The sequence below is a fragment of the Lacicoccus kunmingensis DSM 17847 genome, assembly GCF_059568765.1.
In genome coordinates this window covers 274726-284199 of sequence record NZ_JCANUC010000002.1, presented here as the reverse complement: position 1 = coordinate 284199, position 9474 = coordinate 274726, and the positions used below count along the sequence as shown (strand labels likewise).

The following is a 9474-nucleotide window of genomic DNA, read 5'->3' as shown; positions in this document are numbered from 1 at the left end:
AGATGATGAGGTAGATAGGTTCGGCGTGTACGTATGGCAACATATTCAGCGGACGAATACTAATCGATCGACGACTTATTCAAAGATTTGTACCGTGTAGGTTAATACACTTGAATGTTTTGATTTGCTTCTATCCGGTTTTGAGTGTGACATCGTCGCATTCGTCAAGTGCACCATTGTCTGGTAGTGATGGCGGAGAGGCCACACCTGTTCCCATGCCGAACACAGTCGTTAAGCTCTCCAGCGCCGATGGTAGTTGGACTGACGTCCCGTTAGAGTAGGACGCTGCCAGGCAGTGCTTTACATAATTAAAACTTTATAGTACCATTCTATTTTGGAGAATTAGCTCAGCTGGGAGAGCATCTGCCTTACAAGCAGAGGGTCGGCGGTTCGAACCCGTCATTCTCCACCATTTAATGCCGGCCTAGCTCAATTGGTAGAGCAACTGACTTGTAATCAGTAGGTTGGGGGTTCAAGTCCTCTGGCCGGCACCATTCATTATTAGAATGAGCCATTAGCTCAGGTGGTAGAGCATTTGACTTTTAATCAAAGGGTCAGAGGTTCGAGTCCTCTATGGCTCATGTTTCATGCGGGTGTGGCGGAACTGGCAGACGCACTAGACTTAGGATCTAGCGCTTCACAGCGTGGGGGTTCGACTCCCTTCACCCGCACCATTATTTATTCTAATTAGTAAGCGGAAGTAGTTCAGTGGTAGAACACCACCTTGCCAAGGTGGGGGTCGCGGGTTCGAATCCCGTCTTCCGCTCCAACTAATATTACATTACCCTGTTTGCCGGGGTGGCGGAATTGGCAGACGCACAGGACTTAAAATCCTGCGGTAAGTAATTACCGTACCGGTTCGATTCCGGTTCTCGGCACCATATATTTTTTGCGCCCGTAGCTCAATTGGATAGAGCGTCTGACTACGGATCAGAAGGCTAGGGGTTCGACTCCTCTCGGGCGCGTTTATAGCGGGAAGTAGCTCAGCTTGGTAGAGCACTTGGTTTGGGACCAAGGGGTCGCAGGTTCGAATCCTGTCTTCCCGACTTGATTCACTATTACTTATTTATTATAATGGGGGCTTAGCTCAGCTGGGAGAGCGCCTGCCTTGCACGCAGGAGGTCAGCGGTTCGATCCCGCTAGTCTCCACCATTATTATTTATTGAGTTTGACACGGCGGTGTAGCTCAGCTGGCTAGAGCGCACGGTTCATACCCGTGAGGTCGGGGGTTCGATCCCCTCCACCGCCATACGGACCTTTAGCTCAGTTGGTCAGAGCAAACGGCTCATAACCGTTGGGTCGCAGGTTCGAGTCCTGCAAGGTCCACCATCGTTTTAACTTATTTTCATACGGAGGAATACCCAAGTTCGGCTGAAGGGATCGGTCTTGAAAACCGACAGGGGCTTAACCGCTCGCGGGGGTTCGAATCCCTCTTCCTCCGCCATTATTTTTTAATATTATTATCGCGGGATGGAGCAGTTCGGTAGCTCGTCGGGCTCATAACCCGGAGGTCGTTGGTTCAAATCCAACTCCCGCAATTATTTGATTTCAATTAAGGTCCTGTGGTGTAGCGGTTAACATGCCTGCCTGTCACGCAGGAGATCGCGGGTTCAATTCCCGTCAGGACCGCCATTTTTTACTTATTAAAATACAGTTGTGGTCCAGTAGCTCAGTCGGTAGAGCAAAGGATTGAAAATCCTTGTGTCGGCGGTTCGATTCCGTCCTGGACCACCTTTATAAATAGCCGGCCTAGCTCAATTGGTAGAGCAACTGACTTGTAATCAGTAGGTTGGGGGTTCAAGTCCTCTGGCCGGCACCATTTATGGAGAGGTAGCGAAGTGGCTAAACGCGGCGGACTGTAAATCCGCTCCTTCGGGTTCGGCAGTTCGAATCTGCCCCTCTCCATTCTAGGGGTATAGTTCAATGGTAGAATAGAGGTCTCCAAAACCTTTGGTGTGGGTTCGATTCCTACTACCCCTGCCATGGCGATCGTGGTGAAGTGGTTAACACACCGGATTGTGGTTCCGGCATGCGTGGGTTCGAAACCCATCGGTCGCCCCATTTTTGGGCTGTAGCCAAGCGGTAAGGCAACGGGTTTTGGTCTCGTCATGCAAAGGTTCGAATCCTTTCAGCCCAGTTTTTTGGCGCCATAGCCAAGTGGTAAGGCCGAGGACTGCAAATCCTCTATCACCGGTTCAAATCCGGTTGGCGCCTTTAGCACCCTTTTAATATGCGGAAGTAGTTTAGTGTTTAGAACATGCTTCTACCTGAAGCAAGACATAGGTTCAAATCCTATCTTCCGCTCCATTTTATTTTATATTGTTTCATTAATTAAAATTAATTGTTATATAGAAACCAGCTGCATATGCAGCTGGTTTTTTGAATTGTTCTATATTATTTCATAATAATGAAAGATTAGTGGATAAGTATAAGACTGCCATAATCGACTTACCTGATCGGTTTGATTAATGATATAAGCAGACTCCAGGATGAATACAATGGTCTTATATGAACGATACAAGCCGGCCGGCTGTTCTTATACGTATTGACGTACCAGGGAGTACTTATGAAGAGAGAGAAGGCCTTTTACATCAATTTACAAAAAAATACGGTTGGTGACTTAATAGTCACCAACCGTATTTTCTATAGAAGGAAAACTTCCTGGTAAAATAAAAAATCCCCTGAAGTATAAACTTCAAGGGTAAGTAGTACCACCAGTCGGGATCGAACCGACACGGCCTTTACGGCCATCGGATTTTGAATCCGACGCGTCTGCCAATTCCGCCATGGTGGCATGTGGAATATTTTAAGACAACAATAATATTATAACTTACAGAGTCCTGATTGGTCAACATTAAACTTTATAATTTCAAAAATATTTTTAACGCGATGAGGATAAATTTTTTTCATTTTATTTTTAGTAAATCACTGTTTATCTCCTCACTTTGTGTTATATTATAAACAAATGTTTATATTTAAAACAAATGTTTTGTGGAGGTGTGGATGTGAACGAGAAGGAACAGATGGTTTTGGATAATATAAAGGCAAATCCTTTTATATCCCAGCAGGAACTTTCTGATAAGGTCGGGTTATCACGCTCGACGGTGGCAAATATCATTTCCGGACTGATTAAAAAAGAGTATGTTCAGGGTAAGGCTTATGTTTTGAATGATGAGTATCCGATTGTATGTATCGGCGCTGCGAATGTAGACCGTAAGTTTTATGTGACAGACCAACTTATTCATGGTACTTCCAATCCTATTCAGTCAACTAAATCCATCGGCGGAGTAGCGAGGAACATCGGTGAAAACCTTGGCCGTCTGTCACAGGATGTGACGCTTATTACTGCTTGTGGGGTGGATAGTGAGTGGGATACGATCAGAACTTTGACATCGCCGTTCATCAATCTGGATTATGTACATCAGATCGGTAATAAGAGTACAGGTTCATATACGGCGCTGATCAGCGAGACTGGGGATATGGAATACGGATTTGCGGATATGGAAGTATATGATGAACTGACTCCTGAAGTGCTGATTCAAAATACTTACATACTTAAACGTGCGAAATGTATTATTGCCGACTTGAATATCCCGAGAGCATCTCTCGAATTTTTATGTGCATATGCCGAGAAGCATGATATTAAAGTGGTCCTCATCCCTGTATCGGGACCGAAGATGAAAAATCTGCCGCACAATCTGCATGCTGTGAACTGGATGATTGTAAACAGGGATGAAACTGAAGCGTATTTCACCATGAAGATAGAAACGGAAGACGATTTAATAGAAGCTGCGCGTAAATGGAACAATGCCGGTGTGGAAAATGTCATTGTGACAAATGGCTCGAGTTCGCTTGTATACAGCAGTGAACGGGAGGCTACACTCCACAAGATAGAGAAATCGGATAAAGTAACAGATGTTACGGGCGCAGGTGACTCCTTCTCTGCAGCGGTTGTATACGGATGGCTGAAGGGTGTAGATATAGAAGACACGATTAAACTGGGTATGATCAACAGCAGAAAAACGATAGAAACAAGCTATACAGTCAGACAAGACCTGGATGAGCATCAATTATTAAAAAACCTGGAGGAAATAAAATGAAACAATTTTTAAGCATTACAGAAGAAGTACAGAAAGCTTTAGATGAGAATAAGCCGGTTGTGGCATTGGAATCGACAATTATTTCACACGGTATGCCATATCCTCAAAACGTCGAAATGGCTAAAGAAGTTGAACAGATTGTAAGAGATAATGGAGCGGTACCGGCAACGATTGCAATTATAGACGGTATGATCAAAATCGGATTAACCGATGAAGAACTTGAAATCATGGGCAACACAGATGGTATAGCCAAAGTGTCCAGAAGAGATATGGCTCAGGTGATCGCAACAAAACAGCTGGGGGCAACAACAGTGGCATCAACGATGATCTGTGCAGAGATGGCGGGCATCCGTTTCTTCGTTACAGGCGGCATCGGCGGCGTTCACAGAGGTGTGGAAGAAACGATGGATATTTCAGCAGATTTGGAAGAACTTGCACAGACTGATGTCGTAGTCATTTGTGCAGGTGCCAAATCAATCCTGGACCTTGATAAGACAATGGAATACCTTGAAACAAAAGGTGTGCCGGTTATCGGTTACCAGACGGATGAATTGCCGGCATTCTTCACACGTGAAAGCGGCATTGGGCTCAATGCTTCAAGTGACACAACTGAAGAGATTGCATCGATTGCGAAGACAAAATATGAGTTGGAACTGCACGGCGGCATTGTAGTGGCAAACCCGATTCCAAAAGAAGATGCAATGGACAGAAATTATATTGACGGCATCATCGGTGATGCAGTTAAAGAAGCTCAGGAAAAGGGTATCCATGGAAAAGACTCAACGCCATTCCTACTGAGTAAAGTTGTAGAGAGCACTGAAGGCAAGAGTTTGGAAACAAATATTAAACTTGTTAAGAATAACGCAAAAATCGGCACACAGATTGCTGTAAATTATCATAAATAAATTAATATAAAATATATCAATTCTATGACAAGATGTTATAATCATACTTATATCATATCTGTGATCAGAGGAGACTTGTTATGGGTAAAAACGTTACAATTGTAATTGAATATGGTATTCAAGGTGAGAGCATGGTCAAGCACGCCCTGGAGTTGGTTCAAAATGATGATAACCTGAATGTTCTTGTTGTCGACATCAGTTCCAATGAGTTAAAGTACAATAAGGAAGTAGACTTCCAGCTGATTAAAAACAGTGCTGAAGAATTAGGTTGTAACCTCGATATTATTGAAACTGTACCTAAATATGCATTTGAAAAAGCAGTTCAATATGCCCAGAAAAAGAAAACGGACCACTTGATTATCGGGGAAGACAGAGAACAATTGATGGATCTTATTCTCCAGGGTTCACTGTCGAGTTATATATTGTCCAAAATGCCACAGACTTTCCTAACTTTCATTCCGTTCAACCTTGCAGTGGATAATGATTTCTTTGATTATGCATCAGGTAAGAGAGTTTTTCTTAAAAAAATCGACGGTGCTTATATGATAGTGGATAATATTAATGATGATTATGACTATGAAGCAGTATATTATAAATCAAATTTCACTGATTTCGAAACAGGACTTATTTATATCTACGTCGGTGACAGACTCCTCGAACGTAGAATTACAGAAGGAAAAGTAGAAAGTTTCTGATGCTTGTACCCTAAACCTTTCAAAGAGAAGAGGTTTGGGGTATTTTTGTATTATAGATACAAAAGGAGTGATAACGGTGTCAGATTTTGTAAAGTATTTGAACATGAAGATTAAGGGTGACCATTTATATTTTATCAGTGACGAGACCGGGAAAAGAGAACTTCATAAGTATAATCTGAATGATGGTTCCACAGAGCAGGTGACAGACGAAAAACAGAATGTCAGAAAATACTGGTTTGCAGACAACCACTTGATAATATCGACAGACTTTAACGGTAATGAAAGGGAGCAATTCAAGCTGGCAGATAAAAATATATCTCTCACTGACTCACCGGAACATTACCATTATTACGGCACAACGATCAATGACAGAATCATCTACTTGAGAAATCACCAGGATAAAGGATTTTTCGAACTTTATGCCTCCACATTTGACGGTGAGGGCGAGCTGTTGAAGACATTCGACAGGCCGACTAAAGTTTTATCCAAGTATGATGAGGGCCGTCTATTGATCAGCCAGGACGTAACAAACATCAACCAGCAGATCTACCTATACGATATGGCTCAGAACGAAATCCAATCACTTCCTTTTCCGGAAGGCCGGTTTAAAAACTATACTTCAATCGATGACAACCGGGCAATCTTCATCAGTGACTATACCAATGGCTATTTAAACCTTTATTCGTTGAATAAAGAAACGATGGCTTATGAAAGAATCACAGATTTTAAATGGAATATAGAACATTTTACTTTGTCATCTGAAAAAAATACGGCTTACCTGACATTGAATGAAAATGGTTTTTCCCGCCTCTATAAATATGAGATAAACGAGCGATTATTGACGGAGGTGCAACTTCCTTTTGAAGGGGTCATCCATTCATTCAAGAAAAATAAAGACCATCTTTACTTTTTATATTCAGGCATGTCAGAGCCTCATCATTTCTACCGCTATGACCTGAATAACGAATCACTTGAAAAGTTGTTCGGCAACCCGTCCATTGAAACCGGTTTCTCCATATCAACAGGCACATATATATCATTTGATGATTTGGATGTTCCGTATTATTTATACGACCAGGAGGGAAGCGGCATCAAAACCATCATCAATATTCATGGCGGTCCGGAATCACAGGCGAGGCCAGAATTTAACGAACTGTATTATAAATTATATAAAGAAGGTTATCAGATTGCGGTGCCGAACATCCGTGGCAGTACCGGCTATCATAAATTTTATATCGGTCTGGATGATAAGGAGAAGCGGCTGGATGCGGTCAGGGATGTTGTTTATTTGAGGGAGCATTTAATCGATGCCCAGGGGGCTGATGATGGGCGTACTTTCATAATGGGGAGAAGCTACGGCGGCTTCATCACTCTATTATCTGTTACACAGTATCCTGAATTGTGGAAAGGGGCGGTGGATATCGTCGGCATCTCGCATCTGAAGACGCTGCTTAAAAATACTTCGAAGTGGCGGAGGGCACTCCGTTCCCATGAATACGGCTTTATCGGTGAAGATGATAAATTCATGAAGCGTATCGCACCGCTTGAGAATGCTGCGGCGATCCAGGCACCGTTAAGAATATTCCATTCGAAACATGACGTCAGGGTGCCATATACCGAATCCGAGCAGATGTATGAGAAGATGAGGCAGCATGGCAAAGACGTAGAGTTTATCGCTTATGAAAATGAAGGGCATCAATTTTTACACACGGAAAATGTTGATGATATGAATGAAGAAATTATAAAATTCTTCAATAAGCTGAGTGACCATAATAATGTCAAAAACCCTTAAACGGGTGTTATGAAGAGCGATTACTTATTCCTGTGTAAAATAATACTTCGGTTTAGAGTTTTTTTAAGTTTCCTACTTGCTTTTAGTAACCAAGTGTACTATTATAAATATAGAGCAAAAGAGATTACATTAAAACTTGGAGGTTTTCTTAATAATGACTAAATTTGTAGCAGATAACGTTCACTCGGAAGTAGAGTTCTCAGTAAAACACATGATGGTGACTAAAGTAAAAGGTACTTTTAATGAGTATTCAATCGAAATCGATACAGACTCAATGGAAGACTTTGAAAATGCGACGCTGACAGCTTCAGCTAACGCAGCAACTATCAACACTGGAGTAGGTGACCGTGACGGCCACCTTCAGTCAGAAGATTTCTTTGATACTGAGAAGTACCCGACAATCACTTTCACTTCAAACAAAATCGAAAAATCAGGTGACTCTTACAAAGTGACTGGTGACCTGACGATCAGAGATGTGACTAAAGAAGAAACAATCGTAATGGAATATAACGGCCAGGGCAAAGACCCTATGGGCGGCGGAACTGTACATGGTTTCGAAGGTTCATTCCAGATCGACCGTGAAGACTACGGCCTGACTTGGAACGCTTCACTTGAAACAGGCGGCGTTCTTGTAAGTAAAGACGTTAAAGTTAACCTTGAGCTGCAGTTCCAGGAAGCTCAGTAATAGTGATATAACCTTTACCACACCCTTTGGGTGTGGTATTTTCAATTTAAAGGACTTTATAAATTTCATGAGAAATGTTGAGGAATCTATATGGAAGAAGAAAAAATTATCAGTGCAGTGAAGAAGTATGTTGAAGATTTTCATGCGGGTGATTCAACCGGACATGATTTTCACCATGTGATGAGAGTGTACAGAAATGCCCTGCACATTCAGAAAAGTGCAGGCGGTGACCATTTCATCATTGCGGTCGCAAGTCTGCTGCATGATACAATTGATGACAAGCTGAATAAAAGCGAGCATGCAGTTGAAGATTCGAGAGATTATTTGAGGGAGTTCGCCATTGAAGAAGCGGTTGTCGAAAGCATACTGTATGCGATGCAGGCTGTATCTTTTAAAGGCGGGAATAATGAGTTCAAAGTCAGAAGTATTGAAGATAAGGTTGTCCAGGATGCGGACAGGCTGGATGCACTCGGTGCCATCGGTATCGCAAGAACATTTATATTCGGCGGCGCAAAAAATCATGAAATGCATGACCCGGAAATGGATGCAAGATCAGATATGACCGCAAAAGAGTATCGTCAGGATCAAAATACGATGATCAATCATTTCTATGAGAAACTGCTTAAACTGAAAGATCTGATGCACACCGACACCGCTAAAGCGCTCGCTGAAGAGCGTCATCGTTTCATGGAAGAGTATCTCAATCAATTTTACGGAGAATGGCAGGGAGAGAAGTAATCACTCCCGCCATTTTTTTAATTCACGGACGACTTCTGCAAGCGGCAGTCCGACGACTGTATTATAATCACCTTTGATTTCTTTGACGAGTACGGCACCGTGGCTTTGGATGCCATATCCGCCTGCTTTGTCGGAAAAGTCATCGGTTTGTAAGTAATTTTCAATATCTTGTTCAGTTAAATCGTAAAAAGTCACCTCAGTTTTAGAAACGATCATCTTTTCATCGTGTAATGAACGGAGCATACAGGCGGTGTGGACTTGATGTGTCGCGCCGCTGAATTCTTTGATCATCTGGTAGGCGTGGTCTTTGTTCTGTGGTTTTTCATAAATGACTCCGTCTTTCGATACAACGGTATCAGCGGTTAAGACAACTTCTCCTTCGAATGTTTCCGTCACATCGGACTTTATTTTCGCAAGGGCCTTTACTTTCTCCACCGGTTTTGTTATGGTTACTCTTGATTCATCTGCCGATTGCTTTCGCAGTTCAAAATCGACGTTGACCTGGTTCAGTAAATCTTGTCTGCGCGGTGAAGATGAAGCTAAAATTAATTTCATATAA

7 protein-coding genes, 23 tRNA genes and 1 rRNA gene are annotated in these 9474 nt (G+C 42.5%); 29 read left to right on the top strand and 2 right to left on the bottom strand.

Going from position 1 to position 9474, the window contains the following annotated elements; all coding sequences use genetic code 11:
- The first annotated feature begins 179 nt into the window (after nt 1-179).
- The 23 genes from rrf (at nt 180) to BO48_RS03975 (ending at nt 2307) form a co-directional block, all read left to right on the top strand.
- Nucleotides 180-294 (top strand): 5S ribosomal RNA (rrf, locus tag BO48_RS04085).
- A 42-nt stretch (nt 295-336) separates the two neighbouring features.
- Nucleotides 337-412: transfer RNA gene (locus BO48_RS04080), tRNA-Val, on the top strand.
- Between the two features lie 6 nt (nt 413-418).
- Nucleotides 419-494, top strand: a tRNA-Thr gene (locus BO48_RS04075).
- A gap of 14 nt (nt 495-508) precedes the next feature.
- A tRNA-Lys gene (locus tag BO48_RS04070) sits at nt 509-581 on the top strand.
- A gap of 8 nt (nt 582-589) precedes the next feature.
- Nucleotides 590-674: transfer RNA gene (locus tag BO48_RS04065), tRNA-Leu, on the top strand.
- Between the two features lie 20 nt (nt 675-694).
- Nucleotides 695-769, top strand: a tRNA-Gly gene (locus BO48_RS04060).
- 23 nt (nt 770-792) lie between these two features.
- Nucleotides 793-881 (top strand) — tRNA-Leu (locus BO48_RS04055).
- Nucleotides 882-891: 10 nt separating this feature from the next.
- Nucleotides 892-965, top strand: a tRNA-Arg gene (locus tag BO48_RS04050).
- Between the two features lie 7 nt (nt 966-972).
- Nucleotides 973-1046 (top strand) — tRNA-Pro (locus BO48_RS04045).
- Between the two features lie 30 nt (nt 1047-1076).
- Nucleotides 1077-1152 (top strand) — tRNA-Ala (locus BO48_RS04040).
- A 23-nt stretch (nt 1153-1175) separates the two neighbouring features.
- Nucleotides 1176-1249 (top strand) — tRNA-Met (locus BO48_RS04035).
- 3 nt (nt 1250-1252) lie between these two features.
- Nucleotides 1253-1329 (top strand) — tRNA-Ile (locus tag BO48_RS04030).
- 22 nt (nt 1330-1351) lie between these two features.
- Nucleotides 1352-1444 (top strand) — tRNA-Ser (locus tag BO48_RS04025).
- Nucleotides 1445-1464: 20 nt separating this feature from the next.
- Nucleotides 1465-1538: transfer RNA gene (locus tag BO48_RS04020), tRNA-Met, on the top strand.
- Between the two features lie 18 nt (nt 1539-1556).
- Nucleotides 1557-1632 (top strand) — tRNA-Asp (locus BO48_RS04015).
- A gap of 26 nt (nt 1633-1658) precedes the next feature.
- Nucleotides 1659-1731, top strand: a tRNA-Phe gene (locus BO48_RS04010).
- Nucleotides 1732-1743: 12 nt separating this feature from the next.
- Nucleotides 1744-1819, top strand: a tRNA-Thr gene (locus BO48_RS04005).
- 5 nt (nt 1820-1824) lie between these two features.
- Nucleotides 1825-1905, top strand: a tRNA-Tyr gene (locus BO48_RS04000).
- 4 nt (nt 1906-1909) lie between these two features.
- A tRNA-Trp gene (locus tag BO48_RS03995) sits at nt 1910-1983 on the top strand.
- Nucleotides 1984-1985: 2 nt separating this feature from the next.
- Nucleotides 1986-2061 (top strand) — tRNA-His (locus BO48_RS03990).
- 4 nt (nt 2062-2065) lie between these two features.
- Nucleotides 2066-2137, top strand: a tRNA-Gln gene (locus BO48_RS03985).
- A gap of 6 nt (nt 2138-2143) precedes the next feature.
- Nucleotides 2144-2214: transfer RNA gene (locus tag BO48_RS03980), tRNA-Cys, on the top strand.
- Between the two features lie 18 nt (nt 2215-2232).
- Nucleotides 2233-2307: transfer RNA gene (locus tag BO48_RS03975), tRNA-OTHER, on the top strand.
- A 402-nt stretch (nt 2308-2709) separates the two neighbouring features.
- Here BO48_RS03975 and BO48_RS03970 read toward each other — a convergent pair.
- A tRNA-Leu gene (locus tag BO48_RS03970) sits at nt 2710-2794 on the bottom strand.
- A gap of 211 nt (nt 2795-3005) precedes the next feature.
- On the opposite strand from BO48_RS03970, the gene BO48_RS03965 reads away from it, so the two are divergent.
- From BO48_RS03965 to BO48_RS03940, 6 genes are all read left to right on the top strand, one after another.
- Nucleotides 3006-4100, top strand: a complete 1095-nt coding sequence (locus tag BO48_RS03965; RefSeq protein ID WP_496366142.1) for a carbohydrate kinase — start codon at nt 3006-3008, stop codon at nt 4098-4100.
- Entirely contained in the window at nt 4097-5005 is a 909-nt protein-coding gene (locus BO48_RS03960) for a pseudouridine-5'-phosphate glycosidase (protein WP_496366141.1), read from the top strand. Before BO48_RS03965 ends, BO48_RS03960 begins: the two co-directional genes overlap by 4 nt.
- 80 nt (nt 5006-5085) lie before the next feature.
- On the top strand, nt 5086-5700 hold the full coding sequence (locus BO48_RS03955) for a hypothetical protein (RefSeq protein WP_496366140.1): 615 nt from the start codon (nt 5086-5088) through the stop codon (nt 5698-5700).
- A 76-nt stretch (nt 5701-5776) separates the two neighbouring features.
- Nucleotides 5777-7492, top strand: coding sequence for a prolyl oligopeptidase family serine peptidase (locus BO48_RS03950; protein WP_496366139.1), 1716 nt, complete (start codon nt 5777-5779; stop codon nt 7490-7492).
- Between the two features lie 154 nt (nt 7493-7646).
- Nucleotides 7647-8177 (top strand): YceI family protein, encoded by a 531-nt coding sequence (locus BO48_RS03945; protein ID WP_496366138.1) that lies wholly within the window; start codon nt 7647-7649, stop codon nt 8175-8177.
- 90 nt (nt 8178-8267) lie between these two features.
- On the top strand, nt 8268-8915 hold the full coding sequence (locus tag BO48_RS03940; RefSeq protein WP_496366137.1) for an HD domain-containing protein: 648 nt from the start codon (nt 8268-8270) through the stop codon (nt 8913-8915).
- On the opposite strand, the gene BO48_RS03935 is transcribed toward BO48_RS03940, so the two are convergent.
- A complete protein-coding gene (locus BO48_RS03935; RefSeq protein ID WP_496366136.1) occupies nt 8916-9470 on the bottom strand; it encodes a Maf family protein in 555 nt (184 codons plus the stop codon).
- Nucleotides 9471-9474: the final 4 nt, after the last annotated feature.